The organism is Sphingomonas parva (ex Maeng et al. 2020) (assembly GCF_004564275.1).
In the GTDB taxonomy this organism is placed as follows: domain Bacteria; phylum Pseudomonadota; class Alphaproteobacteria; order Sphingomonadales; family Sphingomonadaceae; genus Allosphingosinicella; species Allosphingosinicella parva.
Genome location: NZ_SPDV01000068.1, coordinates 1 through 26,657, shown reverse-complemented (window position 1 = coordinate 26,657; position 26,657 = coordinate 1). Strand labels below are relative to the sequence as shown.

Sequence of the window (26,657 nt, the reverse complement as noted above, 5' to 3'; positions counted from 1 at the left end):
GGCGCGGCCCGTCCCCGCGGGGTCCGTCGCCGCGCGGCGCCGCGCGCTGCGGCCGTGCCGCCTCGGCCGGGGCGACCGAATAGCCGCCCTTCATCAGCCGGGTGAACGCGGCGCTGACGCTGGCGGAGATCGCCGTCTGCAACTCCTTGGGAAGGTCGGCGAACGTCGTGTTGGCGTGGATCGCGTTGAGATCGCGCAGCAGATTGTTGGGGAGGCCCCTGGACGAGGCCTTGAGGGCGGCGATCGCGTCGAGCACGGCGGAGAAGACGATCTCCTGCATGAGATCGGTGGCGGATTTGGTCATCACCCTTCCCTAGCCCAGCCGGTGCGGCTTGTCGCCGTCCCTCGCTTTGGTCCCCTGCATATGAGTTGCGTCGGGAAACCCGGCATCCTACACACCGGCGGGCTCGGCGATCCCCTCGGAACCGCCTGATTTCAGTAAAAGATTTGGAGACGATCCTGATGAAGAAGAGCCTCGTTGTCGCCGCGTCCCTGCTGGCCCTGGCCACCGCCGCGCCGGCGGCGGCGCATGAGCGCCACGATTGCGTCGACGACGGCTGCACCGTCCAGACCCTGGTCGCGACGCAGGGTGAGGCCGGCGGCGCCACGGTCGAAGCGCCGCGCTACGGCAGCTGGGGCCTCGACATCGCCGGGATGGACCGCAGCGTGAAGCCGGGCGACGATTTCAACGCCTTCGCCAACGGCACCTGGGCCAAGACCAACACCATTCCGGCCGACCGCTCCTCGTTCGGTGCGTTCGCGGTGCTGCGCGATCTCTCCGAAGCGCGGCTGCGCAGCCTGGTCGACGGCTATCGCGTCGACGCCGGCGGCGACCAGGGCAAGGCGGCGACGCTCTATCAGGGCTTCATGGACGAGGCGGCGGCCGAGCGGCTCGACGCCGTTCCCCTGCTCAACCGGATCGCGCCGATCTACCAGGTGCGCTCGAAGGACGACATGGCGCGGCTGATGGGCCGTGCGGTCGGCGGCTTCGGATCGAGCTTCTTCGGCCCCGGCGTCTCCGACGACGCCAAGCAGCCCGACATCTATTCGCTCTATCTGCGCCAGTCGGGCCTCGGCCTCGGCGACCGCGATCTCTACCTCGACGCCAAGTTCCAGCCGCAGCGCGACCGCTACCGCGCCTATGTCCAGCAGATGCTCGAGATGGCCGGCTGGCCGACCCCGGCCGCCTCGGCGCGCGACATCCTCGCGCTCGAGACGAAAATCGCAGAGGCGCACTGGACCCGCGCCGAGAGCCGCAACCGCGACAAGACCTACAACCTCATGAGCCGGGCCGATCTCGAGGCGCAGGCGCCCGGCTTCCCCTGGGCGACCTTCCTCGACGCCGCCGGCGTCGGCACCGCCGAGCGGGCGATCGTCGCGCAGAACACCGCCTTCCCGAAGCTGGCGAAGATCTTCGCGGACGCCGATCTCCAGACGCTGAAGGCCTGGCAGATCTTCCACACCGCCGACGATGTCGCGCCGCTGCTGTCCAAGCGCTTCGTCGATGCCAATTTCGATTTCCGCGCCAAGTTCCTCAACGGCCAGCCGCAGCAGCGCGACCGCTGGAAGCGCGCCATCGGCCTGACCGAGAATGCGCTCGGTGAGGCGATCGGCCGCGACTATGTCGCGCGCTACTTCCCGCCGGAATCGAAGGCGAAGATGGACGCGCTCGTCGTCAACCTGCGCACCGCCCTGCGCGGCCGGATCGAGCAGCTCGCCTGGATGGGACCGGCGACCAAGCAGGAGGCGCTGAAGAAGCTCGAGGGCTTCAACGTCAAGATCGGCTATCCCGACAAGTGGCGGGATTATTCCGCTCTTGCAGTGGTGCCCGGCGATCTGGTCGGCAATGTCGAGCGCGCCGCCCGCTTCGAATGGGACTACCGCCGCAACCGCATCGCGCAGCCGGTCGACAAGGGCGAGTGGGGCATGACCCCGCAGACGGTGAACGCTTATTACAACTCGGTGAAGAACGAGATCGTCTTCCCGGCCGCGATCCTCCAGCCCCCGTTCTTCGACCCCGATGCCGATCCGGCGATCAATTACGGCGGCATCGGCGGCGTGATCGGGCATGAGATCATCCACGGCTTCGACGATCAGGGGCGCAAGTCGGACTGGGCGGGCGTGCTGCGCGACTGGTGGACGGCCGAGGACGCCGCCAAGTTCGAGGTGCAGGCCGCCAAGCTCGGCGCGCAGTACGAGGCCTATACCTTCCCGAACCTTCCGGGCGTGCACATCAACGGGCGCGCATCGATGGGCGAGAACATCGGCGATCTCGGCGGCGTGACGCTCGGCCTGGAGGCCTATCGCGCCTCGCTCGGCGGGCAACCCGCGCCGGTGCTCGATGGGTTCACCGGCGACCAGCGCGTCTTCCTGGGCTGGGCGCAGGTCTGGCGGACCCTGACCCGCGACGAGGCGCTGCGCCAGCAGCTGGTCGGCGATCCGCACTCCCCCGGCCAGATCCGCGCGGTCGGGCCGCTGCGCAACGTCGATGCCTGGTACGAGGCGTTCGGCGTCAAGCCGGGCGACAAGCTCTACATCGCGCCGGAGGATCGCGTCCGCATCTGGTAAGCGCCGGGCTTCGGCATTGGGCGGCCGCGGGAGTTTCTTCCGCGGCCGTTCTCTTTCGGTCAGCCGTCAGCGCTCATTGGATCCGCATCGTGTCGCCGCGCATCTCGACGGCGAACTGGCCGAGATAGGCCTGGCCGAGCAGCGACATCCCGCCGCCGGAGAGGATCACGCCGTGGACCTCGCGGGCCTCCTTGCCGTCGAGCGCCACGCGCGCCAGCGTGATCCGCTTGCCGCGCACCGGCCCCGCGGCGCCCTCTCCCACGACGGTATAGTCGCTGGGCGAGAAGGGAATTCCGATCCTCTTGGCGTCCGCCTCGGTCAGCGCGACTCCGGTCGCGCCGGTGTCGACCAGGAAGCGGACGAGTTGGCCGTTCACCTCGACATTGGCGTAGAAATGCCCGCCTTCGCTGCGTTCGAGAATTGTCTCGCGCAGCACCCGGCCGCCGTCTGCTGCCGCGGCCTCCGGCGCCGGCGTGGCGAGAACGCGGTCCTCCCGCTGCGGGGCCGGCCGCTCGCCGCTCGGCCAGGCAAGTCCGATCCCCGTCCCGAGCACGATCATGAAGAAGAGCGCCTTCTGCATCGCGCCTTTTTGCCACCTCCGGGTGAAGGAACGGCTAAGAATGGCTGCCGCGTTCGTCGCTGCTGCGGCGCGGGGAAACAAGCGTCATCAAGATGCGTTGCGGGACCATGCCCCTGTTCTTTCTGAACATCCACAACGGTCTCGGATTTGCGCAGGATGACGAAGGCATGGACTTGCCGGACCTGGCGGCGGCCCGCAAAAAGGCGATCGAGGGGGTGCGCTCGATGCTTAGCGACGAGATCAAGACCGGCAGGATCGATCTCGCCGGGCGGATCGAGATCACCGACGAAAGCGGAAATCTCCTCGCCGAGATCCCGTTCGAGGAGGCGGTTCGAATCAGCATGCCGCGACGACCCGAACCGGGACAGCAGCCAGGATGATCGATCGCTTCCTCATGAAGCTCCGGGCCCGGGACGAGATCGGCCCCGAGGAGGAGCAGGCGCTTCGCGATGCGATCAGCGATGTGCGCGACGTCCCTGCCGACCAGGTGGTGATCCGCGCCGGACAGGAGATGACGGTCTGCACGCTGCTGCTCGACGGCCTGATGTGCCGATACAAAGATCTCGCCGGCGGCCAGCGCCAGATTTCCGAGCTCCACGTCGCGGGCGACTTCGCCGATCTGCACTCGTTCACGCTGAAGCGGCTCGATCATAACATCCTGGCGCTGACTCCCTGCCGCATCGCGCTCGCGCCCCATGAGCGGATTGCCGAGATTACCGAGCGCCTGCCGCATCTCACCCGGATGCTGTGGTTCTCGACCAACCTCGATGCGGCGATCCACCGGGAGTGGGAGCTTTCGCTCGGCCGGCGAACCGCCCTGGCGAGGGTCGCCCATCTTTTCTGCGAGCTGCAGATCCGACTCGGCATCGTCGGCCTCGCGGACGAGACCGGCTATGAGCTGAAGCTCACCCAGACCGACATGGCCGAATGCCTCGGCCTGACCTCGGTCCACGTCAATCGGACGCTGAAGGAGCTGCGGGAAGGCGGTCTCGTCGAATTCCGCAACTGGCGCGTGACGATCCTCGACCAGCGCGGGCTCGAGCAGGCAGCGGAATTCAATCCCGATTACCTCTATCTGGACCAGCAGCCGCGTTGAGACGTCGACCCCGTCAGGCCGGGTCTTTCGAGGCTTTCGACGCATCGGGAGCAGTGCCTTGGCAGGCCTGGCGATCGACAGCTCTCAGGCGGCGCTCGGAATCTTCCATGCGATCGGCCCGATGCTCGTAATCGGCCGCCATCTCCTGGAGCGCCGTCGCGGTCCGACGGTCCCCAACGCCCCCCGCGAGACGGCGACACTTGGCGGCCGTGTCCCGCAGCTCCTCGCTTTCAATTGACATAGATCAAGAACGAAGCGGCGCTGCCCCCGTTCCGCGCATCGACAAACTTGGCGGCGGCATGCTCCGCGGCGCCGGATGTCCGCCGACTCCTGTCACCTTCGCTCTTGGTCGCGCCGGTCACCCGGTCCGTCTCCATCACCCCGCGCCGACGGAACGGCGGCCGGTCACGCCCGTTCGCCGCGCGGGCACTCAGCCCCCTCAGAGTATTCAGAGTATGGAGAGTTTCATGAATCAGAGCATCGTGTCCGCCGTCTTCGACAATCGCCTGGAAGCGGAGCGCGCGGTCGAGGATCTTCGCCGCGCCGGGGTGCGCGACAGCGCGCTTTCGATAATCGGCCAGCATGAGGGCAAGACCACGACGACCGACGGCGCCGGCGAGCACCATGGCGACGGCACCGGCGGCCTGGTCAAGGGCGCACTCGGCGGCGCCGGCGTCGGCGCCCTGCTCGGCATCGCCGCATTGGCCATCCCTGGCGTCGGTCCGCTCGCCGCGGCGGGCGCGATCGCGGCCTCGGCCGTTCCGGAAGGCGCGGCGGTCGGCGCCGCGCTCGGCGCGACGGCCGGCGGATTGAGCGGTCTTCTCTCCCGCCACGGCGTCAGCGACGAAGATGCGCATTATTACGAGAGCCGGATCAACCAGGGCGGCACCTTCGTGTCGGTCGACGCGCGCGACGCCGGCATCGACGCCGAGATGGCCCGCGAGATCCTCTACCGTCACGGCGGCCACAATGCGTCGCGGGCGAGAACGACCGCGACGCTCTGATCGAAATCCGATCGGACGAGGGGGCGCTCCGGCCGTGCCGGGGCGCCCCTTTTCGTACCGGCCGGCACCGCGTCTCAGGCGCGCGCCGGCAGCATCCTCGGGTTGCGCAGCACGGCCGCCGAGACGAACGCGACGACCAGCCCGACCGGGAAGATCTCGGCGAAGGTCATCGCCGTCCGGTAGACAGGGTTGCGGTACATCTCGGCGTAGCCGCGCAGCTCCTCGGTCTTGGCGGCGATCGCCGCGGCGGAAGCGCCCTTGGCGCGCATGCCCTGGACGATGCTCGCGCCATATTCGGCCATGAAGTCCCAGCCCGTCATCGCCAGGTACAATTCCCAGCCGATGACGTAGACCACCCCGGCCAGCGCTGCGATGCCGAGGCCCAGCCCCAGCGCGCGGCCGAAGCGGATCACTCCGCCGCACTCGACGTCGCGATAGCGCTTCACGCCGACGAAGATCAGCGACAGCGCCACCAGCATGACGAGATAGCCGAACCACAAGGAACTGGTGTGGTTGGGCAGCTCCAGCGCGAAGCTCGCGCAGAGGACGGAAATCACGATGGCCCCGGCGAGGCCGCCGTAGACGAGAACGTATCGCATGATGTCCTCCCTCCCGCTCAGGCTGCCGGCGGCTCCCACAGCTCCAGCGGATTGCCTTCGGGATCGTGGATCCGGGCGAAGCGCCCCACGCCCTCGTAGCTGTCGTCGCTGGCGATCTCGGTTCCCGCCGCGCGCAGCTGCGCGAGCAGACCCTCCATGTCGCGGACGCGCAGGTTGATCAGCACATTCCTGTCCGCCGCGATCCGGTCGCTCTCCGCCTCGAACGGATCGAACACCATGGGGCCGGGCGCGGGGTACCACATATATTGATGCCCCTGCTCTCCCGGTGCCGGGCCGGTGCCGGGGCGCCACCCTTGCTCGCCGCCCTCGCTGACGCATCCGCCGCCGATGCCGAGCTGCGTGCGGTACCAGGCCTTCAGTTTCTCCGGATCCCTCGCCCGGAACATCAACCCTCCCAATCCGACCACCGGCATATGCCCCTCCTTTGCGTGGCGATGCCCACCTTGATGCGGCACGACGGCATGTGAATCCATCGCCCGAACGGGTGATTTCGCCCGGGTCGTCCCACTGGGCGCGGCAAATCAGGGGATCAGGGCGAGCGAGCGGGCCTTGGCGATGGCCAGGACCCGGTTCTGGACCTCGAGCTTCTCATAGACCCGCGTGACGTGGGTCTTGATCGTGTTGGGGGAGATGCCCAGCGTGCGGGCCATTTCCTTGTTCGACCGCCCGGACGCGAGCAGCTCCAGGATCTCGCACTCGCGCGCCGTGAGGCCGAGTGAGCGGATCGCCGCGTCGTTGCGCGCGAACGGCGAGGCGGCGTGCACCGGCGTCAGCTTGCGCCCTGCCCAGAGGCCGAGCGCGACCGAGCCGAGCGCGATCAGCAGCACGTAGATCTCGGTCGAATAGGCATGGGTCAGATAGCGATATTCGAGCCAGTCGAGCAGGGCCGCGGCGGCCGCCAGAACCAGCGCATAGGGAATGATCGTCCTCGCCATCGCGCCAAGGCTGCCAGAAAGCGTCGCCGTCGGCCAGCGCGTCGGTCGCCGCCGAGCCGGGACCGGATCGCCCCTCCCAGGATTCGCGTCAGCCCCCCTCGGCGGCGAGGGCGACGGTGACGAGACCCTCCGCTTCCAGCCCCAGATAATGGGCTCCGGCCCCCGGCGAGCTCTCGTCCAGGCTGGCGCTGCGGTCCGCGACCGGACTGTTCGTGTCCGCGAAGAGACGAATCCGGGCGGCGTTCGGATCGTGCCCTCACCGCATCCCGAATTCGTCCGGGCAATAAAAAACCCCGGAAATCGGCTGATTTCCGAGGGTTTTTAAATGGTGGGCGTGGCAAGGATTGAACTTGCGACCCCTGCGATGTCAACACAGTGCTCTACCACTGAGCTACACGCCCACTCGGGACCCCGCCGAAAGCTCTCCGCCGGGAACCGCTGCGCAGCCCTGTAGCGGGGCCTCGGGCGCGGCGCAACAGCCTTTCCTCACAATCTTCCGTGCTGATCCTCGCTCTGGAAGAGCCGGTCGACCTCGGCCACCAGATCGCGCAGGTGGAACGGCTTGGACAGCACCTTGGCGGAGGGCGCCGCGCGGCCCGCCTTCAGGGCGACGGCGGCAAAGCCGGTGATGAACATCACCCGCATATCCGGTGCAATCGCCGCCGCTTTCTGGGCAAGCTCGATGCCGTCCATCTCGGGCATGACGATGTCGGTGAGGAGAAGATCGAAGGCACCCGCCTCGATCAGCGGCAGCGCCGCCGTTCCGCGGTCGACGGCGACCACCTCATAGCCCGAGCGCTCCAGCGCCCGCGCAAGGTAGACGCGCATCGACTCGTCGTCTTCTGCCAGAAGGATCCTGATCATTCGCGCTCCGCGCCGTGCACGCGCCCGATGCGCGCGATCGATTGTCCCGATATGCCCAAAGTCGTTACTTTTTTCCAGCACGCGAGGCCGCTTTGTGGCCCCTTGGCGCCGCCGATTGCGTTTGCGTGCCAAAAGCGGACTACTTATTCTGAACCCGGAAATGGCCGACTCCCCTTCAGCACCCGCCTTCCGACGCCTCGGTCCCGATCGGGCCGGATCCCCGGTCCTGCTCTCGGTGCCGCACGCCGGCCGTGATTATTCCGATTCGCTGATCAAGGCGGCCCGGGTGCCGCTCGCGCGCCTCGAGATGCTGGAAGACCGGCTGGTCGACAGGCTGGTCTGGCGCGCGGTCGAAGCCGGCTCGGTGGCCGTGGTCGCGGAGGCGCCGCGCGCCGAGATCGACCTCAACCGCGACGAGCGCGAGCTCGATCCGGGGATGGTCGTGCCCCGGCCCCATGCCTCGACGATCCTCGAATCGCCGCGCACGCGCGGCGGGCTCGGTCTGGTCCCGGCGAGGATGTCCGGTGCAGGGCCGATCTGGCGCGACCGCATCCCGGCAGCGGACATCGCGCGACGGATCGCCCGGATCCACCGTCCCTACCACGCCGCCTTGTCGGAAGAGCTGGTCGCGCTGCGCGAGCGCTTCGGCATCGCCATTCTGCTCGATTGCCATTCGATGCCGCCGCGCACCGACGGCAGCCAGGCGCAGATCGTGCTCGGCGATCGCCACGGCAGCAGCATCGCGGCGGATCTGGTCGCCGCCGCGGAGGGCGCCGTCCGCGAGGCCGGCTTCTCGGTCGCCCGCAACGCGCCTTATGCCGGCGGCCATATCACCGCGCAGCACGGCCGGCCGCAGGCGGGGATCCACGCCCTCCAGCTCGAGATCGATCGCAGCCTCTATCTCGGGCCGGACCTGCGCGCGCCCGGACCCGGCTTCGATCGGGTCAGCGCGCTCATCGCCGCGATCGTGGAAGCGCTCGCCGCCCAAGCGCGCGCGCCGGCTTCGGTCGCCGCCGAATAGGCCGGCACGCACCCAGAAAAAAGCCACCTCGCATGCGCGAGGTGGCCCAGGTTCAGGGAGGAAGCGCCCGCTGGGGCGCTACACGCCGCCGCAAAGGGGGGATACGACGGCCGTGCCCTAACAATGTAGGAACGGCCTAATTGGTTTCAATGGCGCTGAAAAAGCCGCCCCGGCTCAGCTCCGATAGAGGAACGGCGCCATCCGGCCGATCAGATGGCGATGCCCCTGGAGGTGGTGCTTGAGCGCTCCGGCGACGTGGAGCGCGAGCAGGCCGACCATCGCGAGGCCGAGCAGCTCGTGGAGCTCCTCGAACAGGTCGTGGACGTCGTCGCTGCGCGAGATCGGCAGCGGCGCGATGTCGAACAGGCCGAAGAAATTGGTCCCCCGCGCGCTGCTCGAGGACAGCAGCCAGCCGCTCAGCGGGATGGCGATCAGGGCGACGTAGAAGAGCGCGTGGATCACCCCCGCCAGCCGCGCTTCCCAAGGCTTCAACGCCGGATCGAAGGCCGGCGGGCGATGGCCAAGTCGCCAGGCGAGCCTGGCCAGGGTCAGCCCGAGCACGGTCAGGCCGAACGACTTGTGGTAGAACATCATCCAGGGCGTCGCCGCCTTGCCGAAGTCCTCGTGGAAGAAGCCGAGGAAGAGGTTGGCCACGACCAAAGCGGCGATGATCCAGTGCAGCCAGATGGCGACGCGCGTGTAGCGCGCCGCCTCCTGACCGGTCATCGCCGCCGATGAGGCCATCAGGCCGCGGCAGCCCCCGCGCCGGCCGGCAGCTGCGGGCCCTTGCCCTGCTGTACCTGACGGCCGAACAGCTCGCGCATCAGCGCCATGGAGAAGAGATGGGCCATGACCAGCGGCAGCATGCCGTTCTGGTTCATCTTGCGGAGCTCGTCGCCGCGCAGCTCGCGCAGCTTCTCCTCGTTGACCATCTGGAAGCCGCGATAGATGAACGGCTGCTCGCTGCCGGTGGGCTGGATCGACACCTCGCCCTCCATCAGCAGATCCATGCTCTTCAGCTCGGCGACGAACGAGGCGGTGCGCTGCGCCGCCATCTCGAACTCCTCGCAGAACTTGAGGATCGCGTTGGTCGTCTCGCTGGGCTTGCCGTCCTCGAACAGGACGTTGCCCTCATCGAACTCGCCAACCAGCTCGCTGCCCGGATCGAAGCAAAGCGAAAGCTCCTCGGCGTCGGGGCGCAGACGGGCGAGCATGAACGGATAGCGGCGGATATAGGCCGGCACGTAGATCTCGCCGCGCAGGCTGCCGTCCTCCTCGACGAACACGTTGACGCCCTCGTTGAGGCCCATCAGCGCCAGCGGCACGGGATTTTCGCCCGAGGAGAAGACGATCGGGAAGAAGCGCTGCGAGGCGACGAATTCGTCGATGGTCAGCGGCACGGCGTGGGTCTGGGCCAGGAACGGCGCCTTCTGGGCCGAGCGGCTCTTGTAATTGGCGTGCTGGTTGCTCGAAAGCGGCTCGAGGCCTCCGTAGAAAAGCGGCAGGGTGTTGGCCGGCGGCTGAGTCGCCATCATCGATCTCCTAAGGCTTTGGAAGCGAACCGCCCCCGCGGCCGCTCAGTCTCCCATCGTCTATGGTGCCGAAACACGATGCGCAAGCCGGACGAACGCGGCGGGACCGAGAATCGCCCTTTCGTCGTCCGCCTGCCGCCCGCCTGCCGCCGCAATTGCCGGAGGATCGGCCAGGCTCTAGGTCAATCCGGGATTAATCGCCCGTTCAAGCCTGATCACCGACTGTGCAGCGCAAATGAAGCTTACCTTCTCGAGATGGACCGCAGCCGCGCTGCTGGTGCTGAGCGTCGGCGCGTCCGTGTCGGCCCCTGCCCAGGCGCCGCGCGAGACGGTGATCGTGCGCGAGCAGATCGTCGTGCGGATGCACGGCCGTGCCGCCGCCCCCGCCATCCACTGGAAGGAGGCCAAGGGGCCGAAGTGCGTGCCGGCGCGCGCGATTGCCGGCGCGGCGCTGGTCAGCCAGAACAGCGTCGATCTGGTGCTGCGCGATCGCCGCAGGATCCGCGCGAAGCTCGAGAGCTCGTGCCCCGCGCTCGATTATTATTACGGCTTCTACATCACGCCGAACAAGGACGGCATGATCTGCGCAGATCGCGACATCATCCGCTCCCGGGTCGGCGGCCAGTGCGAGATCGACGCCTTTCGCACCCTCCAGGCCTCCGCAGCGCGCTGAGACGGATGCCGCGCCTTGACAATTGCTCGGCGCTTCGCGCAAGCGGCACCCTGACGCTCCCCCTCTGAGGGGGCTTTCTTTCCGGAACAACGATGACCTTTGCCGATCTCGGCCTTTCAGACGAATTGCTCCGCGCCGTAACCGAGGCCGGCTATGACGAGCCGACCCCGATCCAGCGCCAGGCGATTCCCTCCGTCCTGATGAACCGCGACCTGATCGGGATCGCCCAGACCGGCACGGGGAAGACGGCCAGCTTCGTGCTGCCGATGATCGACATCCTCGCCCACGGCCGCAGCCGGGCGCGGATGCCGCGCTCGCTGATCCTCGAGCCGACGCGCGAGCTCGCCGCCCAGGTGGCCGAGAATTTCGAGAAATACGGCAAGCATCACAAGCTCTCCATGGCGCTGCTGATCGGCGGCGTCTCGATGGGCGACCAGATCAAGGCGCTCGAGAAGGGCGTCGACGTGCTGATCGCCACGCCGGGCCGGCTGATGGACCTGTTCGGCCGCGGCAACATCCTGCTCACCGGCTGCAGCCTGCTCGTCATCGACGAGGCCGACCGCATGCTCGACATGGGCTTCATTCCGGACATCGAGCAGATCTGCTCGAAGCTTCCCGCCAATCGCCAGACCCTGCTCTTCTCGGCGACGATGCCGCCGCCGATCAAGAAGCTCTCCGACAAGTTCCTGTCGAACCCGAAGACGATCGAGGTCGCCCGTCCGGCGACGGCCAATGCGTCGATCGACCAGCGCGTGCTCAAGGTCGATTCGCGCAAGAAGAAGCAGATCCTGATCGACCGCATCGGCGCCAACGACGTCCGCACCGCGATTGTCTTCTGCAACCGCAAGACCACGGTGCGCGAGCTCGCGCAGAGCATGAAGCGCGCGCGCCTGAAGGCGGGCGAGATCCATGGCGACATGGAGCAGGCCGATCGCATCAAGGAGCTCGACCGCTTCAAGCAGGGCGAGATCAACATCCTCGTCGCCTCCGACGTCGCCGCCCGCGGCATCGACGTGAAGGACGTCAGCCACGTCTTCAACTTCGACGTGCCCTGGCACCCGGACGATTACGTCCACCGCATCGGCCGCACCGGTCGCGCCGGCCGGACCGGCGTTGCGATCACCCTCGCCACCTCGGCCGATGCCGAGGCGCTGGAGGCGATCGAGAAGCTGATCGGCATGCCGATCCGCCCGGTCGATCCGCCGGAGGAGGTCGCCGACCGCGTCGTCGAGCATGACGACCAGGCGGCCGAAGAGGAGCGCCCGCGCCGCGGACGGCGCAGGCGCGGCGGCCGCGACGCCGCGGCCGAAACCGAGGTCGAGGACCAGCCGCCGGCGGCAGCACCCGTCGAGCGCAGCGAGGCGCCACGCAGCCGGCGCCGGGAGACACGCGACGAGGCGCCGCGCGGCCGTCGCGACGAGCCGCGCCGCGAGCGCGAGCGGGGACCCAGCCAGGATCAGGACGGTCCCGACGAAGGCTGGAACGGCCCGGTCCCGAGCTTCCTCAACCAGGGCTTCGGCAGCTAGGATCCCCGCCAGAGGTCGGGCGGGCCGACCTTCGGGGTCAGTCCACCAGCGTCTCGAGCAACGCCCTCACCTTCTCGAGCCGGGACTCGTCGGCGTCGCTTGCCTCGCGCAGCAACAGCCGTCCCTCCTTCTTCTCGAGGCCTTTGGTCTTGCCCTTGAAGCCGCGGCGCGGCGTCAGCGCGATCGCCGCCGGTCCGGCATCCACCCGGGCAATGGCGGCGTCGCGCGCCAGGCGCCGCAGGTCGGCGATCGCGAGCAGGCGCTCCGCCTCGGCCGGCAGCTCGCCGAAGCGGTCGTCGAGTTCCTCGGCGACGGAGTCCGCATCCCCGCCGCCGGCGAGCCGCGCCAGCCGGACGTAGAGGTTGATCCGCACGTCCTCCTCGGGGATCCAGGCCTCCGGAAGCCGGCCGGAAACGCCGAGGTTGAGTTCGGGCACCCACGCCTCCGCCTCCTCGCCGCGCGCTGTGCGGATCGCCTGCTCGAGCAGATGCTGGTAGAGACCGGTGCCGATCAGCTTGACGTGGCCGGCCTGCTCCTCGCCGAGCAGCTCGCCGGCGCCGCGCAGGTCGAGATCGCGGGCGCTGATCGCGAAGCCCGCGCCGAGCTGGTCGAGCGCTTCCATCGTCCTCAGCCGCTTCAGCGTGGCCGGCGCGATCTCCGCCTCGGCCTCCGTCAGCAGCACGAAGTGACCGCGCACGCGGCCACGCCCGACGCGGCCGCGAAGCTGATGGAGCTGGGCAAGGCCGAAAAGGTCGGCTCGCCAGACCAGCATCGTGTTCGCGCGCGGAATGTCGAGCCCCGCCTCGATGATGTTGGTGGCGAGCAGGACGTCGCCGTCGCCGGCGGCGAAGCGGACCATCGCCTCGTCGATCTCGGCCGCCGGCATCTTGCCGTGCGCCTCACGGACGGTGAGCCCGGGCACCAGCCGCGCCAGTTGCTCGGCCATCGGCGCCATGTCCTCGATCCGCGGCACCACGACGAAGCTCTGCCCGCCGCGCCGGCGCTCGCGGGTGAGCGCGCCGCGGACGGTCTGGTCGGCGAACGAGGCGACTTCAGTCCGGGTCGCGACCCGGCGCGCCGGCGGCGTCGTGATCAGCGACAGATCCTGCAGGCCGACGAGGGCGGTCTGCAGCGTCCGCGGGATCGGGGTGGCGGTCAGCGTCAGCACATGGCCGCCTTCGGCGAGGCTCTTCAGCTTCGCCTTGTCGGCGGTGCCGAACCTCTGCTCCTCGTCGATGACCACGAGGCCGAGGTCGGCGAACGTCGCGCCGGCGACCATCCTGGTGCCGACCACGATGCGGATGCTGCCGTCCTCCAGCCCCTTCTTCACCGCGCGCGCCTCCGCGGCCGGCGTGAGTCGCGACAGGCCGGCGACCTCGATGCCGAGGCGCGCGAAGCGCTTCCGGAAGCCTTCGAGGTGCTGGCGGACGAGCACGGTGGTCGGCGCGACGATTGCGACCTGCTTGCCGGCCAGAGCGGCGACCGCCGCCGCGCGCAGCGCGACCTCGGTCTTGCCGTAGCCGACGTCGCCGACCACCAGCCGCTCCATCGGGCGGCCGGAGGCGAGATCCGCCCGCACCGCCTCGATCGCGCGCAGCTGGTCCGGCGTCTCGGCATAGGGGAATCCGGCCGAGAAGCTCTCGTAATCGGCGACCGGCGGATCGAGCACCGGCGCGCTGCGGCGCTCGCGTTCCTCGGCGAGCGCGATCAGCTGGCGTGCCGTGGTCGCGATCGTCGCCTCGATCTCGCCGCGCCTCTTCTGCCAGCTCGATCCATCGAGTCTGTCGAGCGTCACAGCGTCGGCATCGGCGCCGTAGCGCCACAATTTGCCGCCTTCCTCGACCGGCACCAGCCGCATCTTGCCGCCGGCGTGCTCGAGCCGGAAGGCGTCGCTCTCGATCCCGCCGCTCGCCAGCGGCTCGACGCCGCGCAGGATCGCGAGGCCATGCTCCTCGTGGATCACTGCGTCGCCGACATGGAATTCGGCGACCCCCTGCGCGAGCGGATCGATCGCGGCGGCGGGACCCTCGCTCGCCGCCCGGCTGCCGAGCAGGTCCGCGGCGGCGATGACGGTCAGCCCGCTCTCCGTCCAGCCCCGGTCGAGCTCGGCGACGATCGAGAGCAGACTCCCGCCGGCCGCGGCGCGCACCTCATGCCAGCGCGCCACCGGCTGCGGCGCCTCGCCGGCCTGCTTCTCCATCCGCCGCGCGATGAAGCGCAGGTCGCGCGCCGATCCGGCGAGCAGGACGACGTCGCCGGCCTCCCGCGCCTTGCGCACGGCGGCGAGAAACGCGCGGTCGGGCCAGCGGCTCTCGACGAAGCGACTGCCGGGCACCTCGCCATTCGCGGCCAGGCTGATCCGGCGTCGCCCGGCCAGCGCCCTGGTCCAGGCGCCGCCGGTCAGCATCTGCTCCGCCCCGCCGCTCTCCCTTGCCAGCGCGATGCTGCTGTCGCGGCGCTCCAGCGCGTCGGGATCGAGCGCCACCTGGGCACCCGGCAGATGGTCGAACAGGCTCGCCTCGCCGGCCGGCGGCTCCACCGCCGGCCGCAGCGTCAGCGCATCGAGCATCTCGTCGCGGCCGAGCTGGCTGATCGGATCGTAGGTCTCGATCTCCACGATGCGGCCGCCCTCGACGCGGATGCGGACCGGCGCGTCGGCGTCGGCCGGAAAGATGTCGATCGCGCCGCCGCGGACCGCGAACTCGCCCGCTTCGTCCACGCGATCGTCGGGGAAATAGCCGATCGCCTCGAGCTGCGCGGCCAGCGCCTCGCCCTCGATTGCGTCGCCCGCCGCGAGTCGCAGCGGCGGCGCGGCATAGGCCTCGGGCGGCGCCACGCGGAACGAGGCGGCCGCGGCATCGGTGACGAGCAGCACCGGCTCGCGTTCGCGGCCGCCGACCGCCGCCAGCGCCGCGAACCGCCGCCCGGCCAGCGCCGGCGCCGCGGCTTCGCCGGGCAGGCCGTCCGAGGCCGGATACCAGACCACGAGAGCATCGCTGAGCGCCGAAGCGGCGCGGGCGATCGCCTCCCCGCGCTGCTCGTTCGCGGCGACCGCGATGATGTCGCCCTGCGCGAGAGCGTCGCACAGGCGCGCCACCGTCGGCCCGAGCGGAGCGGCGGTCACCGGCGGACCCGCCGCGCCCGCGCTCGCCGACGCTTCACCGGCGTCCGCCATTTCCTGGAACATGCGTGAAAGGAACCTCGAAGAAGATGTTCCGCGCCAACGCTGCGCCGGCCCGGCGCGTTCCGCGCCGCTGCATCGTAACCGGTCCGCAAAGGCTAAGCCCTCCCGCGTCGAGGGGAGGGAGCTACGCCTCAGCGCTCCATCAACTTCTCCGCCGCGCGGATGTAGCGGGCCTGCTGCCTGGCCCCCGCCTCGCCGGCATAGCTCCACCAGCCGATCTGGAAGGCGAGGTAACAGGGCAGAAGCAGGTCGAGCAGAGCCCGGCGGTCGCCGAGCAAGGGTGCGGCGAGCGCCTCGAGCGCCGGCGGCGCGAGGTCGAGCTCGACCGCGGCGCCCGCCACGTCCCACGCGATGTCCTGGCAGCCGACGAGATCGTGCGCGACGCTGTGATCGACCGCGTCGGTCTTGAGCACCCGTCCGTCCACGACGATCCACTCCCAGGCGTGGAGGCGGCCGTCGACATGGACGGGGCGCACGGCACCCTGCAGCGCCTCGAGCCGTTCGGGCGTCCATGGCGCCAGCAGCCGCTCCCCTGCCCCGCCGACCGACTGGCCGAGATTGTAGCGCGCCATTCCCGCCAGTCGGGCGAGGTCCGCCCCGGCCTTCCCGGCCGGGAAGGCCTGGGCCCGGAAGGCGAGATAGTCGGCGAGGTTCGGCGGAGAGCCCTCCAGGCTTGTGCCGTCCATCCACCGCTCGATCAGGAAACCGTGGCGCAGCGCCAGCGGCTCGGGCGAGAAACCCGCCTCGAACAGACTACGCGCCCGGGCGAGCTTGTCGCGGCCTGCCGAATCGAGCCCGACGAACTTGAGCAGAAAACGCCCCTGCTCCGTTTCCAGCAGGTATTTGCGCGCCTCGCGCCCCGGATCGGCGGGCGCTCCGGGCGAAGGCGAAAGGCTCCGCCACAGGCCGCCGGAAAGGTCGCGCAGCGGCGCTCGCGCCGGACCGGTCAGATCCTCGAACCAGCGCGCGAGCGGCGCGGGCGCCCCGGGCACGAGCAGCACGTCCTCGAATCGCGCCACCGCACGCGGCCGGGCGTGCCACCCCGCGCGATGGTCGTCGCGCGCCTGCGGGCCGAGATCGCCATCGTGGCTCGGCATGAAATGAATGCGCTCGCCGGGCACGCCCAGCCGCTCCAGCCAGTCGGCAGTGCCGCCGAACGAGCTGCCCGAGAGGCCGGGACCTTCGTCGACGATCACGAAGTCCCGCTCCAGATTGCCGGCGACCAGCCGCTCGAGACCGGGACCGGCAACGATCCGGCGATCGAACGGCTCGCCCACCGGCCGGACGGTGACCACGGCGCGGGCACGGGAGGCGGAGGCCGCCAGGGCGGCGAGGCCGGCCCCGATGCTGCGCAGGCCGATGACGATGGCGCCTTCGGGAAGCGCGCGGGCGGCTTCCAGATAGAGCTCCGGATAGACGGCGTAAAAGGCCCAGCCTTCGCAGCGTCGCACGGTCAGCGCCCTGTCCTCGCCGCCGCCGAGCAGGCCGAGCCAGGCCAGCGTCGGCGGCACCTGCTCGGCCAGGCCCGATCGCCACGATCGGTCGATTGCGCCGGCCGTGGCGATCAGGCCGCGCATCAGCATCTCCTGGCCCGGCGAGAGATCGTCCTCGCCCCGCGCGTCACGCTCGGCGTCCGCCAGCGCCTGGAGCAGCTCGGCGAGGCGCAGGAAGAGCGCGACGCAGGCCGAATGCCAGGGCAGCCCGGGTTCGGCGGAGGCGAGCACGTCTCCCGCCTCGCGCAGTTCCTCCAGGAGCGACGCGAGGCTCGCCTCGCGCGCCTGGTCGCCATAGGCCCACATCGGTCAGGCCCGCGCGATCAGAGCTCCCAGCCCTTGCGATACTCGCGGTCGAGGAAGCGGTTCGCGTCCGGCGCGTTGGTGATCCGTCCGGCGCCGCCGTCGTAATCGATCGGCTGCTCCGCCTTCAGCGCGACGATCCCGAGCACCATCGTCTCGTTGAGCGGCACCGCGTAATCGAACGGCGAGGAGATCTTCTCCTCCCCGCGGATCGCGCGGATCCAGTTCATCTCGTGGCCGCCCATGCCGCCGGCGATGCGAGGCAGCGATTGCGGGATCGCCGCCGCACGCGCGGCCACGCCTTCGCCGATCAGGGTCGGGTTGCTGCCGTAGGTCTCGTGCATCAGCATGCCCTGGTCGCCGACGAACAGCACGCCGCCGCCCGGGTCCATGCGCGTGCCGGCGGGAAGGCCGGCCGGGGTCGGCGGCATCAGCCCGCCGTCATACCAGGTCATGTGCAGCGGACCGCCCTTGGCGTTGCCGAACTGATAATGAGTCACGCTGGCGAGCGGATAGGAGGTGAGCTCATCCGGCCCCTTGCCGTCCCAGGGATTGGTGTCGCCGCCCCAGCGGCTGTGGCGAGTCTCGATGCGCGTCGGCAGGCCCGGCTCGAGCGCCCAGAACGGAAAATCGATGAGATGGGCGCCCATGTCGCCCAGCGCGCCGACGCCGAACGGCACCCAGCCGCGCCAGTTGAAGTGCGCGTAATCGGGATGATAGCCCCAGTCGACGTTCGCCGGGCCGCGCCACACGTCCCAGTTCAGGCTCGCCGGCGCCTCGACCGCTTCCGGCCGCGCCTCGCCCTGCGGCCACACCGGGCGGTTGGTCCAGACGTGGACCTCGCGCACCCGGCCGATCGCGCCGCCCCGGATCATCTCGACGACCCGGCGGCCGTCGTCGCCGCTATGGCCCTGGTTGCCCATCTGGGTGACCAGCTTCGGGTCCTTGCGGGCGAGATCGAGCAGCAGCCGGCCCTCGCGCACCGAATAAGCCAGCGGCTTCTGGACGTAGACATGGAGCCCCCGCTCCATTGCTGCCTTGGCGGCGAAGGCGTGGTGATGGTCCGGCGTCGCGATGACGACCGCGTCGATGTCCTTCTGACGGTCGAGCATCCGGCGATAGTCGGAGAATTTGGCGGCCTTGTCGTACGCGGCCTTGAGCGCGATGCGCTCGGGCGATTGGCCGGCATCGCCGACGAAGCTTTCGGCGACATGCTCGAAATCGACATCGGCGAGGGCGACGATGTTCTGGCTGGTCAGCTTGGCCATGTTCGACGCGCCCATGCCGCCGGCGCCGATCACCGCGACGTTGACCCTGTCGCTCGGCGCGATCCGCCGGGTCTTGCCGAGGACCTCGCCCGGCAGCGCCGCCATCGCGGCCGCCGCGCCGGTCACCGCCATGAAGCCGCGCCGCGTCTGCTGTTGGTACGTCATGTCCCCTCCTCGCATCGTGATTTCGGGCCATGTGGCCGAGGCGGCGGGCGCATGGCAAGAGACTTACCTGCTGCGATTTTCGATGATATCGACACCGTCATGATCATCGCAGCCGCCCTCGCCCTGCTCGCGCAGGCCACCGCCGCCCCCGCCACGTCGCCCGCTGCCGAGGCCGCCAAGCCGCGCCCGGAGGATACCGAGCAGTGGACCCCCGTGCCGCCGATCGTCACGCCCGGCCCGGCCGTGGCCGTGCCGCCGCCGTCCGACGCGATCGTCCTGCTCGGCGCGAACTCGGGCCTGAACGAATGGGTGTCGGTGAACGACGGCTCGCCCGCGGCCTGGCTGAACGACGCCGGCGTGATGACGGTCAAGAAGGGCACCGGCAACATCCAGACCAGGCGCCGCTTCACCAACTACCAGCTCCACCTCGAATGGCGGATCCCGGTCGGCATCAAGGGCGAGGGCCAGGGCCGCGGCAACAGCGGCCTCTTCCTCGCCTCGACCGGCGGCGGCGATGCCGGCTACGAGCTCCAGATCGTCGACAGCTTCGAGAACAAGACCTACGTCAACGGCCAGGCGGCGAGCGTCTACAAGCAGTTCGCCCCCCGCGCCAACGCGATGCGTCGCCCCGGCGAGTGGCAGACCTACGACGTGGTCTGGACCGCGCCGACCTTCGCCGCCGACGGCACGCTGAAGACGCCGGCGAAGCTGATCGCCTTCCACAACGGCGTCTTCGTCCAGGACGTCACCCTGCAGGGCGAGACCACCTATGTCGGCAAGCCCGCCTACAAGGCGCACGGCCCTTCGCCGATCAAGCTCCAGGACCATGGCGACCCGAGCCAGCCGATCAGCTTCCGCAACATCTGGGTCCGCGAGCTGTAGGATCCGCGAGCGCGCATTTCCAAGTCGTCATTCCGGCGGAAGCCGGAATCTCGGGGTGAGTTCGCGCTGACGTTAATGGAGCGCTCCATTCGCGCTCGCGTGAACTCTAACGGAGACCCCGGCTTCCGCCGGGGTGACGAACTGGGCTGAAGTCGCTCCTCACTCGGGCAGCGCGAAGGCCAGATAGCTGCCGCCCGACGGCTGCCCGGCCTTGCCGCCGCCCGCCGCGATGACGACGAATTGCCGCCCACCGGCGCGGTAGACCGCCGGCGTCGCGGTGGCGGAGAACGGAAGCAGCGTCTCCCAGAGCAGCGTCCCGGTCTTCTTGTCGAACGCGCGCAGCTTGCGGTCGAGCGTGGTCGCGCCGATGAAGACCAGCCCGCCGGCAGTGACCACCGGGCCGCCGTAATTCTCGCTGCCCGTGCCCTTCATGCCCTTGGCGGCGAGCGCCGGCACCTCGCCGAGCGGCACCTGCCAGCGGATCGTGCCGCGATCGAGATCGATCGCGCTCAACGTCCCCCACGGTGGGGCGACGGCCGCATAGCCGTCCGGATCGAGGAAGCGGTTGTAGCCGTCGTGAGTGAAGGGCAGCCGGTTCGACGCGACCGTTCCCGCGGCGGCGTGGCGGTCCTCGCCGGTCAGCAGGAAGGCGGCGAGCGCGCCGATCGCGTCCTCGCCGAGCTCGGCGAAGGCCGGCATCCGCGCCGATCCCTCGCGGATCGTCTTCCTGACCTGCGCCTCGCGCAGCCTGGCGCCGAGGTCGGTCAGCGCCGGCACCTGCGGCGGCGAGCCGGTGCGGTCCTCGCCGTGGCAGCTGGCGCAATTCGCCTGGTAGAGCGAGGCCGCGCTGGCGTTGCCTTGCTGCGGCGTCTCGCGGGCGAGGAGCCGCACCACCCAGGCCATCTCGTTGGCGTTGACGTAGAGCAGCCGGGTCGCCGGATCGAACGCCGCGCCGCCCCATTCGCCGCCGCCGTCGAGCCCCGGATAGACGATCGTGCCCTGGAGGCTCGGCGGCTCGAACAGAGCACCGTGACGGAGCCGGGCGAGGCGCGAGGCGACCGCGGCGTGCGCCTCCGGGGTCCGGCGGGTGAGATCGGCCTCGGTCAGCCGCTGCCGCGCGAACGGCGGCGGCGCCAGCGGGTAAGGCTGGCTCGGCGCCGACCACTCCCCGGGCACGTCGGACGGCTTCACCGGCAATTCGCCGATCGGGAAGAGCGGTCTGCCGGTGACGCGATCGAACACATAGACGAAGCCGGTCTTGGTGATCTGCGCGACGGCGTCGATCAGCTTGCCGTCCCTTTTCACCCGTACCAGCGTCGGCGCGGCGGGCAGATCGCGGTCCCAGACGTCGTGGCGGACGGTCTGGAAATGCCAGATTCGCTTGCCGGTCGCGGCATCGAGCGCGACCAGGCTGTTGGCGTAGAGATTGTTCCCGGGCCGGTCGCCGCCCCAGAAATCGAACGCGGCCGATCCGGTCGGCGCGAACACCAGGCCGCGCGCCTCGTCGAGCGTCAGCCCGGCCCAGCTGTTGGCGCCGCCGCTGCTCGTCCTCGCGTTCGCCGGCCAGGTCTCCGATCCCGGCTCGCCCGCCGCGGGAATCGTCCGGAAGCTCCAGCGCAAGGCGCCGGTGCGCACGTCATAGGCGCGGATGTCGCCGGGGGCGGCGGGCAGGTCCTCGGCAAGCGCGCTGCCGATGATCAGCAGGTCCTTCCACACCACCCCGGGCGAATTGGCCGAGACCGAGATCGTCTTCGGATCGCGCCCCAGCCCCTCGCGCAGGTCGATCGCGCCGCCGCTGCCGAAGCCCGCCACCGGCCGGCCGTCCGCGGCGTCGATCGCGAAGAGTCTCGGCCCGACGGCGTAGAACAGGGTGCGCCGCCGGCCGTCGCTCCACGAGGCGAGCCCGCGGTTGCGAGAGCCGCCCTTGTAGTCCTCGCCATTATGCGGATCGAACTTCCACAGCAGCCGGCCATTGGTCGCATCGAGCGCGATCAGCCGCTGCTTCGGTGTGATCGCGAACAGGCTGGTGCCGATCACGATCGGATTGGTTTGCATCTCCGACCCGGGAAACCCCTCCCCCGTGTCGTAGCGCCACGCCATCTCGAGCTTCGCCACGTTCTTCGGCGTGATCTCGTCGAGCGGCGAATATTTGCCGTTGCCCGGCCCGCCGCCGGCGACCTCCCAGAGGCTCCCCGGCTCCGCGGCCACCATGGCCGTCGTCGCGGCCAGCACCGCTCCCAGGATCAACCGAACGCGCATCATACCCCTCCCGCCCTCTTCCGAGGCTCCGCGACGACGGTAGAGCGGGCGCGCGGCCGCGCGTCAACGCCCCTTGCCGCCGGCGGTGAGAGCGCTAACAAGGATGGCAAAAGAACAGGGAGGAAGGGATGTCGTCACTCACTCGCAGGGCCATGCTCGGCCATTCGGGGCTGCTCGCCGCGGCCGCGATGCTGCCTGCCGGACGGGCGTTCGCCCGGCCGCTGCCGGCGCCGCTCGGCCTTCAGCTCTGGACCGTCAAGGACGAGCTCAAGAAGGATTTCGACGGCACGCTGCGCGCCCTCGGCAAGCTCGGCTACAAGAGAATCGAGGCGGCGGGCTGGTACGATCGCACCGCCCGCCAGTTCCGCGAATCGCTGCGGGCCGCCGGCCTTGAATGCACCTCGGCCCATCACGGCCTGCAGGACCTGATCGACAATACCGATGCCCGGCTCGCCTTCGCCAGGGAGGTCGGCGCCCGCTACGTCGTCGCCTCCTCGCCGGCCCCGCGCCGGCCGATCTCCGGCGGCAAGGACTGGAACGTCGCGCTCGCCGAAGCGATGAGCCTCGCCGACTGGCAGGCCAATGCCGAGGCGATGAACCGGATCGGCGAGCGCGCCCGCGCGATGGGCCTGCGCTTCGGCTATCACAACCACGCCGCCGAGTTCGTCGCCTATGAGCGCAAGCTGCCGATCGACGAGATCGTCCGCCTCACCGATCCGCGCAACGTCGTGCTGGAGCTCGATCTCGGCTGGGTCTGGGGTGCCGGCTACGATCCGGCGGAGACTATCCGCCGTTATGCGCCGCGCGTCCATCTGCTCCACATCAAGGACATGACCGCACCGAGCCGCACGCCCGGCCGCATCGCCGACGCGCGCAGCACCGTGGTCGGCGAAGGCATGATCGACTGGAAATCGGTGTTCGAGGCGACCCGTCGCGCCCCGATCCATTCGATCTTCGTCGAGCAGGAGGATCCGTTCAGCGAGCCGCCTCTGCAGGCGCTGGAGAAGAGCGCGGCATACCTGCGCACCCTCTCGGCCTGAGGCGGAAATGACCAGGGATCCCGTCCGCTACGCGATGATCGGCGGCGGCGAAGGCGCGTTCATCGGACCCGTCCATCGCATCGCCGCGGCGATCGCCGGCAATTGCCGCCTTGTCGCCGGCGCGCTCAGCTCCGATGCCGAGCGCGCCCGCCGTTCGGGCGAGGCGATCGGCCTTCCCCCGGAGCGCAGCTACGCGAGCTACGACGAATTGCTCCAGGGCGAGCGCGAGCGACCCGCCGGAGAGCGCGCCGAGTTCGTCGCGATCGTCACGCCGAACCACGTCCACGCGCCGGCGATGATCGCCGCGCTTGAGGCCGGCTTTCCGGTTCTGTGCGACAAGCCGCTGACCGATACGCTCGACGCGGCGCGCGCCGTCGAGGAGGCGGCGCGGCGGACCGGCGGGCTGGTCGGCGTCACCCACACCTACACCGGCTATCCGATGGTCCGGCAGGCCCGCGCTTTGGTCGGCAGCGGCGAGCTCGGCGCGGTCCGCCGCGTCGCGGTCAAATACACCCAGGGCTGGCTCGGCAAGCAGGAGGATGCGGTCGGCAAGCAGGCCGAATGGCGGATCGATCCGGCCCGCTCCGGCCTCGGCGGCGCATTCGGCGACATCGGCACCCACGCGTTCAACCTGGTCGAGTTCATCACCGGCGAGCGGATGAGCCGCCTCAGCGCCGAGATCCGCGCCGCGGTTCCGGGCCGCAGCCTCGACGACGACGGCGCGGCGATGTTCCACCTCGAAGGCGGCGGCCGCGGCACCCTGGTTGCCAGCCAGATCTGCACCGGCGACGCCAACGGCCTCGAGATCTCGGTCTGGTGCGAGGAAGCCGGCCTGCACTGGCGCCAGGAGCAGCCGAACAGCCTGCGCGTCGCCCGCCGCGGCCGGCCGGAGGAGATCTGGACCCCCGGCGCCGACCGCACCTATCTCGACGAGACGGCGATGGCGGTGACCCGCACCCCGTCCGGCCACCCGGAAGGCTATCTCGAGGCCTTCGCCAACATCTACCACGACTTCGCCGAGGCCGTGCGTGGCCGCGCGCCGCAGCGCCCGGTCTACGCCGGCCTACACGACGGCATCGCCGGCATGCGCTTCATCCAGGCCGCCTACGACAGCAGCGCCCGGGGCGGCGAATGGGTGGACCTGTGAGCATTGGTCACCAATCCTCCCTGTCGCCGAAGGCGATGGGGAGGGGGACCACCCGAAGGGTGGTGGAGGGGCAGGCAGCCCCTTTCCTCTACCCGGCCCCTCCACCGCGCTACGCGCGGTCCCCCTCCCCATCAGCGCTGCGCGCTGATGGGGAGGATCTATTTCTGGGAGACACGCAATGAAGGGTCCCGCAATCTTCCTCGCCCAGTTCGCGGGCGACGAGGCGCCGTTCAACTCGCTCGCCAATATGGCGCAATGGGCCGCCGGGCTCGGCTACAAGGGCATCCAGATTCCGAGCTGGGACGGCCGGCTGTTCGATCTGAAGCAGGCGGCGGAGAGCCAGGATTATTGCGACGAGGTCGCCGGCATCTGCCGCGAGGCGGGAGTCGAGATCACCGAGCTTTCGACCCACCTCCAGGGCCAGCTCGTCGCCGTCCACCCGGCCTATGACGATCTGTTCGACGCCTTCGCCGCGCCCGAGGTGCAGGGCAAGCCGGCCGCGCGCACCGAGTGGGCGATCGACCAGGTGAAGATGGCCGCGCGCGCCAGCCGCCGGCTCGGCCTTACCGCCCATGCCACCTTCTCCGGCGCCCTCCTCTGGCAGACCGTCTACCCCTGGCCGCAGCGCCCGGCGGGCCTGGTCGAGGAAGGTTTCGCCGAGCTCGCCCGCCGCTGGAAGCCGATCCTCGACGTGTTCGAGGAGAACGGGGTCGATGCGGCCTATGAGCTCCACCCCGGCGAGGATCTGCACGACGGCGTGACCTTCGAGCGCTTCCTCGACGCGGTCGGCAACCATCCGCGCGCCAACATCCTCTACGATCCGAGCCACTTCGTCCTGCAGCAGCTCGATTATCTCGCCTTCATCGACATCTACCACGCGCGGATCAAATGCTTCCACGTCAAGGACGCCGAGTTCCGGCCGAACGGCCGGGCGGGCGTCTACGGCTCCTATTCGGACTGGGCCGAGCGGCCCGGCCGCTTCCGCTCGCTCGGTGACGGCCAGATCGACTTCAAGGCGATCTTCTCGAAGTTCACCCAATATGGCTACGAGGGCTGGGCGGTGCTCGAATGGGAATGCGCGCTGAAGCACCCGGAGCAGGGCGCCGCCGAAGGCGCCCCGTTCATCGCCGCGCACATGATCCGCAAGGCGGAGAAGGCCTTCGACGATTTCGCCGGCGCCGCGCCCGACGCCGCCCGCAACCGCAAGGTGCTGGGGCTGAGTTAATGAGCAGTCCTCCCTGTCGCCCAAGGCGATGGGGAGGGGGACCACCCGAAGGGTGGTGGAGGGGCAGGCAGCCCCTTTCCTCTACCCGGCCCCTCCACCGCGCTACGCGCGGTCCCCCTCCCCATCAGCGCTGCGCGCTGATGGGGAGGATCTATTTCTGGGAGACACGCAATGAAGGGTCCCGCAATCTTCCTCGCCCAGTTCGCGGGCGACGAGGCGCCGTTCAACTCGCTCGCCAATATGGCGCAATGGGCCGCCGGGCTCGGCTACAAGGGCATCCAGATTCCGAGCTGGGACGGCCGGCTGTTCGATCTGAAGCAGGCGGCGGAGAGCCAGGATTATTGCGACGAGGTCGCCGGCATCTGCCGCGAGGCGGGAGTCGAGATCACCGAGCTTTCGACCCACCTCCAGGGCCAGCTCGTCGCCGTCCACCCGGCCTATGACGATCTGTTCGACGCCTTCGCCGCGCCCGAGGTGCAGGGCAAGCCGGCCGCGCGCACCGAGTGGGCGATCGACCAGGTGAAGATGGCCGCGCGCGCCAGCCGCCGGCTCGGCCTTACCGCCCATGCCACCTTCTCCGGCGCCCTCCTCTGGCAGACCGTCTACCCCTGGCCGCAGCGCCCGGCGGGCCTGGTCGAGGAAGGTTTCGCCGAGCTCGCCCGCCGCTGGAAGCCGATCCTCGACGTGTTCGAGGAGAACGGGGTCGATGCGGCCTATGAGCTCCACCCCGGCGAGGATCTGCACGACGGCGTGACCTTCGAGCGCTTCCTCGACGCGGTCGGCAACCATCCGCGCGCCAACATCCTCTACGATCCGAGCCACTTCGTCCTGCAGCAGCTCGATTATCTCGCCTTCATCGACATCTACCACGCGCGGATCAAATGCTTCCACGTCAAGGACGCCGAGTTCCGGCCGAACGGCCGGGCGGGCGTCTACGGCTCCTATTCGGACTGGGCCGAGCGGCCCGGCCGCTTCCGCTCGCTCGGTGACGGCCAGATCGACTTCAAGGCGATCTTCTCGAAGTTCACCCAATATGGCTACGAGGGCTGGGCGGTGCTCGAATGGGAATGCGCGCTGAAGCACCCGGAGCAGGGCGCCGCCGAAGGCGCCCCGTTCATCGCCGCGCACATGATCCGCAAGGCGGAGAAGGCCTTCGACGATTTCGCCGGCGCCGCGCCCGACGCCGCCCGCAACCGCAAGGTGCTGGGGCTGAGTTAATGAGCAGTCCTCCCTGTCGCCCAAGGCGATGGGGAGGGGGACCACCCGAAGGGT

Annotated in this window: 25 protein-coding genes and 1 tRNA gene; 12 read left to right on the top strand and 14 right to left on the bottom strand. The window is 69.7% G+C overall.

Annotated features, from left to right (window positions below):
* Positions 1-304, bottom strand: a 304-nt coding sequence (locus E2493_RS19525) for a hypothetical protein (RefSeq protein ID WP_135090235.1), incomplete at its 3' end; no start/stop codon positions are given.
* Between the two features lie 158 nt (positions 305-462).
* Here E2493_RS19525 and E2493_RS19520 point away from each other — a divergent pair.
* Positions 463-2,568 carry a M13 family metallopeptidase gene (locus E2493_RS19520; RefSeq protein WP_135090233.1) on the top strand — a complete coding sequence of 702 codons (2,106 nt, stop codon included), beginning with the start codon at positions 463-465 and terminating at the stop codon, positions 2,566-2,568.
* A 73-nt stretch (positions 2,569-2,641) separates the two neighbouring features.
* Here E2493_RS19520 and E2493_RS19515 read toward each other — a convergent pair whose 3' ends face one another.
* Positions 2,642-3,148 carry a retropepsin-like aspartic protease family protein gene (locus tag E2493_RS19515; protein WP_135090231.1) on the bottom strand — a complete coding sequence of 169 codons (507 nt, stop codon included), beginning with the start codon at positions 3,146-3,148 and terminating at the stop codon, positions 2,642-2,644.
* A 107-nt stretch (positions 3,149-3,255) separates the two neighbouring features.
* On the opposite strand from E2493_RS19515, the gene E2493_RS19510 reads away from it, so the two are divergent.
* Complete coding sequence (locus E2493_RS19510; RefSeq protein WP_167737644.1) at positions 3,256-3,528, top strand: DUF6894 family protein; 273 nt, start codon at positions 3,256-3,258, stop codon at positions 3,526-3,528.
* Positions 3,525-4,244 (top strand): Crp/Fnr family transcriptional regulator, encoded by a 720-nt coding sequence (locus E2493_RS19505; RefSeq protein ID WP_135090227.1) that lies wholly within the window; start codon positions 3,525-3,527, stop codon positions 4,242-4,244. The genes E2493_RS19510 and E2493_RS19505 overlap by 4 nt, the downstream gene beginning before the upstream one ends.
* Positions 4,245-4,257: 13 nt before the next feature.
* Here E2493_RS19505 and E2493_RS22155 read toward each other — a convergent pair whose 3' ends face one another.
* Positions 4,258-4,386 (bottom strand): hypothetical protein, encoded by a 129-nt coding sequence (locus tag E2493_RS22155; RefSeq protein ID WP_263854105.1) that lies wholly within the window; start codon positions 4,384-4,386, stop codon positions 4,258-4,260.
* Between the two features lie 325 nt (positions 4,387-4,711).
* Here E2493_RS22155 and E2493_RS19500 point away from each other — a divergent pair, with 325 nt between their 5' ends.
* Positions 4,712-5,248, top strand: coding sequence for a hypothetical protein (locus E2493_RS19500; RefSeq protein WP_135090225.1), 537 nt, complete (start codon positions 4,712-4,714; stop codon positions 5,246-5,248).
* Between the two features lie 74 nt (positions 5,249-5,322).
* On the opposite strand, the gene E2493_RS19495 is transcribed toward E2493_RS19500, so the two are convergent.
* The 5 genes from E2493_RS19495 to cpdR form a co-directional block, all read right to left on the bottom strand.
* The gene (locus tag E2493_RS19495; protein WP_225421600.1) at positions 5,323-5,847 is read right to left on the bottom strand and encodes a DUF4199 domain-containing protein; all 525 of its coding nucleotides are present in this window, start codon (positions 5,845-5,847) and stop codon (positions 5,323-5,325) included.
* Positions 5,848-5,864: 17 nt separating this feature from the next.
* Complete coding sequence (locus E2493_RS19490; RefSeq protein WP_135090223.1) at positions 5,865-6,281, bottom strand: VOC family protein; 417 nt, start codon at positions 6,279-6,281, stop codon at positions 5,865-5,867.
* A 108-nt stretch (positions 6,282-6,389) separates the two neighbouring features.
* Positions 6,390-6,803: a response regulator transcription factor gene (locus E2493_RS19485; RefSeq protein WP_135090221.1), complete on the bottom strand. Its 414-nt coding sequence runs from the start codon at positions 6,801-6,803 to the stop codon at positions 6,390-6,392.
* Positions 6,804-7,129: 326 nt separating this feature from the next.
* A tRNA-Val gene (locus E2493_RS19480) sits at positions 7,130-7,204 on the bottom strand.
* Between the two features lie 85 nt (positions 7,205-7,289).
* The gene (cpdR, locus tag E2493_RS19475) at positions 7,290-7,667 is read right to left on the bottom strand and encodes a cell cycle two-component system response regulator CpdR (protein WP_135090219.1); all 378 of its coding nucleotides are present in this window, start codon (positions 7,665-7,667) and stop codon (positions 7,290-7,292) included.
* 160 nt (positions 7,668-7,827) lie between these two features.
* On the opposite strand from cpdR, the gene E2493_RS19470 reads away from it, so the two are divergent.
* A complete protein-coding gene (locus E2493_RS19470) occupies positions 7,828-8,688 on the top strand; it encodes an N-formylglutamate amidohydrolase (protein WP_135090218.1) in 861 nt (286 codons plus the stop codon).
* Positions 8,689-8,862: 174 nt separating this feature from the next.
* Here the strand turns inward: E2493_RS19470 and E2493_RS19465 are convergent, their stop codons facing one another.
* Both E2493_RS19465 and E2493_RS19460 read right to left on the bottom strand, forming a co-directional pair.
* Positions 8,863-9,414 carry a cytochrome b gene (locus E2493_RS19465; protein ID WP_135090216.1) on the bottom strand — a complete coding sequence of 184 codons (552 nt, stop codon included), beginning with the start codon at positions 9,412-9,414 and terminating at the stop codon, positions 8,863-8,865.
* A gap of 17 nt (positions 9,415-9,431) precedes the next feature.
* Positions 9,432-10,220 carry a SapC family protein gene (locus tag E2493_RS19460; RefSeq protein WP_135090214.1) on the bottom strand — a complete coding sequence of 263 codons (789 nt, stop codon included), beginning with the start codon at positions 10,218-10,220 and terminating at the stop codon, positions 9,432-9,434.
* A 235-nt stretch (positions 10,221-10,455) separates the two neighbouring features.
* Here E2493_RS19460 and E2493_RS19455 point away from each other — a divergent pair, with 235 nt between their 5' ends.
* Both E2493_RS19455 and E2493_RS19450 read left to right on the top strand, forming a co-directional pair.
* A complete protein-coding gene (locus E2493_RS19455; RefSeq protein WP_135090212.1) occupies positions 10,456-10,893 on the top strand; it encodes a hypothetical protein in 438 nt (145 codons plus the stop codon).
* A gap of 92 nt (positions 10,894-10,985) precedes the next feature.
* Positions 10,986-12,419 carry a DEAD/DEAH box helicase gene (locus tag E2493_RS19450; protein ID WP_135090210.1) on the top strand — a complete coding sequence of 478 codons (1,434 nt, stop codon included), beginning with the start codon at positions 10,986-10,988 and terminating at the stop codon, positions 12,417-12,419.
* Between the two features lie 37 nt (positions 12,420-12,456).
* Here E2493_RS19450 and E2493_RS19445 read toward each other — a convergent pair whose 3' ends face one another.
* The 3 genes from E2493_RS19445 to E2493_RS19435 form a co-directional block, all read right to left on the bottom strand.
* A complete protein-coding gene (locus tag E2493_RS19445; RefSeq protein WP_135090208.1) occupies positions 12,457-15,594 on the bottom strand; it encodes a helicase-related protein in 3,138 nt (1,045 codons plus the stop codon).
* Positions 15,595-15,734: 140 nt separating this feature from the next.
* Positions 15,735-17,402: a hypothetical protein gene (locus tag E2493_RS19440; protein WP_135090206.1), complete on the bottom strand. Its 1,668-nt coding sequence runs from the start codon at positions 17,400-17,402 to the stop codon at positions 15,735-15,737.
* A 17-nt stretch (positions 17,403-17,419) separates the two neighbouring features.
* On the bottom strand, positions 17,420-18,832 hold the full coding sequence (locus tag E2493_RS19435; protein WP_167737643.1) for a Gfo/Idh/MocA family protein: 1,413 nt from the start codon (positions 18,830-18,832) through the stop codon (positions 17,420-17,422).
* A 99-nt stretch (positions 18,833-18,931) separates the two neighbouring features.
* Between E2493_RS19435 and E2493_RS19430 the strand changes: the two genes are divergently transcribed.
* Complete coding sequence (locus E2493_RS19430) at positions 18,932-19,714, top strand: 3-keto-disaccharide hydrolase (RefSeq protein WP_135090202.1); 783 nt, start codon at positions 18,932-18,934, stop codon at positions 19,712-19,714.
* A 159-nt stretch (positions 19,715-19,873) separates the two neighbouring features.
* Here E2493_RS19430 and E2493_RS19425 read toward each other — a convergent pair whose 3' ends face one another.
* Positions 19,874-21,973 carry an outer membrane protein assembly factor BamB family protein gene (locus E2493_RS19425; protein ID WP_225421599.1) on the bottom strand — a complete coding sequence of 700 codons (2,100 nt, stop codon included), beginning with the start codon at positions 21,971-21,973 and terminating at the stop codon, positions 19,874-19,876.
* A 128-nt stretch (positions 21,974-22,101) separates the two neighbouring features.
* Here E2493_RS19425 and E2493_RS19420 point away from each other — a divergent pair, with 128 nt between their 5' ends.
* From E2493_RS19420 to E2493_RS19405, 4 genes are all read left to right on the top strand, one after another.
* Positions 22,102-23,013: a sugar phosphate isomerase/epimerase family protein gene (locus E2493_RS19420; RefSeq protein ID WP_135090198.1), complete on the top strand. Its 912-nt coding sequence runs from the start codon at positions 22,102-22,104 to the stop codon at positions 23,011-23,013.
* Between the two features lie 7 nt (positions 23,014-23,020).
* Positions 23,021-24,160, top strand: a complete 1,140-nt coding sequence (locus E2493_RS19415) for a Gfo/Idh/MocA family protein (protein WP_135090196.1) — start codon at positions 23,021-23,023, stop codon at positions 24,158-24,160.
* Between the two features lie 178 nt (positions 24,161-24,338).
* Positions 24,339-25,385: a sugar phosphate isomerase/epimerase family protein gene (locus E2493_RS19410; RefSeq protein ID WP_135090194.1), complete on the top strand. Its 1,047-nt coding sequence runs from the start codon at positions 24,339-24,341 to the stop codon at positions 25,383-25,385.
* Between the two features lie 171 nt (positions 25,386-25,556).
* Positions 25,557-26,603: a sugar phosphate isomerase/epimerase family protein gene (locus E2493_RS19405; protein ID WP_135090194.1), complete on the top strand. Its 1,047-nt coding sequence runs from the start codon at positions 25,557-25,559 to the stop codon at positions 26,601-26,603.
* Positions 26,604-26,657 lie beyond the last annotated feature (54 nt).

Excerpts from the sequence above, each read along its gene's own strand:
- E2493_RS19520 (WP_135090233.1), top strand. The coding sequence starts at position 463 with ATGAAGAAGAGCCTCGTTGTCGCCGCGTCCCTGCTGGCCCTGGCCACC.
- E2493_RS19515 (WP_135090231.1), bottom strand. The coding sequence starts at position 3,148 with ATGCAGAAGGCGCTCTTCTTCATGATCGTGCTCGGGACGGGGATCGGA.
- E2493_RS19510 (WP_167737644.1), top strand. The coding sequence starts at position 3,256 with ATGCCCCTGTTCTTTCTGAACATCCACAACGGTCTCGGATTTGCGCAG.
- E2493_RS19505 (WP_135090227.1), top strand. The coding sequence starts at position 3,525 with ATGATCGATCGCTTCCTCATGAAGCTCCGGGCCCGGGACGAGATCGGC.
- E2493_RS22155 (WP_263854105.1), bottom strand. The coding sequence starts at position 4,386 with ATGGCGGCCGATTACGAGCATCGGGCCGATCGCATGGAAGATTCCGAG.
- E2493_RS19500 (WP_135090225.1), top strand. The coding sequence starts at position 4,712 with ATGAATCAGAGCATCGTGTCCGCCGTCTTCGACAATCGCCTGGAAGCG.
- E2493_RS19495 (WP_225421600.1), bottom strand. The coding sequence starts at position 5,847 with ATGCGATACGTTCTCGTCTACGGCGGCCTCGCCGGGGCCATCGTGATT.
- E2493_RS19490 (WP_135090223.1), bottom strand. The coding sequence starts at position 6,281 with ATGCCGGTGGTCGGATTGGGAGGGTTGATGTTCCGGGCGAGGGATCCG.
- E2493_RS19485 (WP_135090221.1), bottom strand. The coding sequence starts at position 6,803 with ATGGCGAGGACGATCATTCCCTATGCGCTGGTTCTGGCGGCCGCCGCG.
- cpdR (WP_135090219.1), bottom strand. The coding sequence starts at position 7,667 with ATGATCAGGATCCTTCTGGCAGAAGACGACGAGTCGATGCGCGTCTAC.
- E2493_RS19470 (WP_135090218.1), top strand. The coding sequence starts at position 7,828 with ATGGCCGACTCCCCTTCAGCACCCGCCTTCCGACGCCTCGGTCCCGAT.
- E2493_RS19465 (WP_135090216.1), bottom strand. The coding sequence starts at position 9,414 with ATGACCGGTCAGGAGGCGGCGCGCTACACGCGCGTCGCCATCTGGCTG.
- E2493_RS19460 (WP_135090214.1), bottom strand. The coding sequence starts at position 10,220 with ATGGCGACTCAGCCGCCGGCCAACACCCTGCCGCTTTTCTACGGAGGC.
- E2493_RS19455 (WP_135090212.1), top strand. The coding sequence starts at position 10,456 with ATGAAGCTTACCTTCTCGAGATGGACCGCAGCCGCGCTGCTGGTGCTG.
- E2493_RS19450 (WP_135090210.1), top strand. The coding sequence starts at position 10,986 with ATGACCTTTGCCGATCTCGGCCTTTCAGACGAATTGCTCCGCGCCGTA.
- E2493_RS19445 (WP_135090208.1), bottom strand. The coding sequence starts at position 15,594 with ATGGCGGACGCCGGTGAAGCGTCGGCGAGCGCGGGCGCGGCGGGTCCG.
- E2493_RS19440 (WP_135090206.1), bottom strand. The coding sequence starts at position 17,402 with ATGTGGGCCTATGGCGACCAGGCGCGCGAGGCGAGCCTCGCGTCGCTC.
- E2493_RS19435 (WP_167737643.1), bottom strand. The coding sequence starts at position 18,832 with ATGACGTACCAACAGCAGACGCGGCGCGGCTTCATGGCGGTGACCGGC.
- E2493_RS19430 (WP_135090202.1), top strand. The coding sequence starts at position 18,932 with ATGATCATCGCAGCCGCCCTCGCCCTGCTCGCGCAGGCCACCGCCGCC.
- E2493_RS19425 (WP_225421599.1), bottom strand. The coding sequence starts at position 21,973 with ATGCGCGTTCGGTTGATCCTGGGAGCGGTGCTGGCCGCGACGACGGCC.
- E2493_RS19420 (WP_135090198.1), top strand. The coding sequence starts at position 22,102 with ATGTCGTCACTCACTCGCAGGGCCATGCTCGGCCATTCGGGGCTGCTC.
- E2493_RS19415 (WP_135090196.1), top strand. The coding sequence starts at position 23,021 with ATGACCAGGGATCCCGTCCGCTACGCGATGATCGGCGGCGGCGAAGGC.
- E2493_RS19410 (WP_135090194.1), top strand. The coding sequence starts at position 24,339 with ATGAAGGGTCCCGCAATCTTCCTCGCCCAGTTCGCGGGCGACGAGGCG.
- E2493_RS19405 (WP_135090194.1), top strand. The coding sequence starts at position 25,557 with ATGAAGGGTCCCGCAATCTTCCTCGCCCAGTTCGCGGGCGACGAGGCG.